Below are 247 nucleotides of genomic sequence, written 5' to 3'. Positions count from 1 at the left end.
AGGGTATGCATCTGCTTTTTTAAAATAATCGAGAGCTTCTTTATAATTTTTATCTTTTATAAACAACTGAATAATCAATGGGAAACTTTTGTACCAGCTTCCGCTGTTGATATTTTTAGTACCTACTTCGAAACTCTTTTTATACATTTCCATGGCTTCTTTTGGATGGTCCATTTTCTCGTATATATTACCCAGGCGGAGGTAGAAATTATCTGCACAGATCATGTCATTTGTTGCTTCCATCGAC

Annotated in this window: 1 protein-coding gene; it reads right to left on the bottom strand. The window is 34.4% G+C overall.

Annotated features, from left to right (window positions below; all coding sequences use genetic code 11):
* A partial coding sequence (locus SB660_RS22805; protein WP_410584796.1) for a tetratricopeptide repeat protein occupies positions 1–225 on the bottom strand: 225 nt, incomplete at its 3' end.
* Between the last annotated feature and the right edge of the window lie 22 nt (positions 226–247).

It is taken from the genome of Bacillus sp. SIMBA_005, from assembly GCF_046535585.1.
Taxonomy (GTDB): domain Bacteria; phylum Bacillota; class Bacilli; order Bacillales; family Bacillaceae; genus Bacillus; species Bacillus pumilus.
Note: the sequence above shows the minus strand (reverse complement) of the source record. Positions and strands in the feature narration are given on the sequence as shown.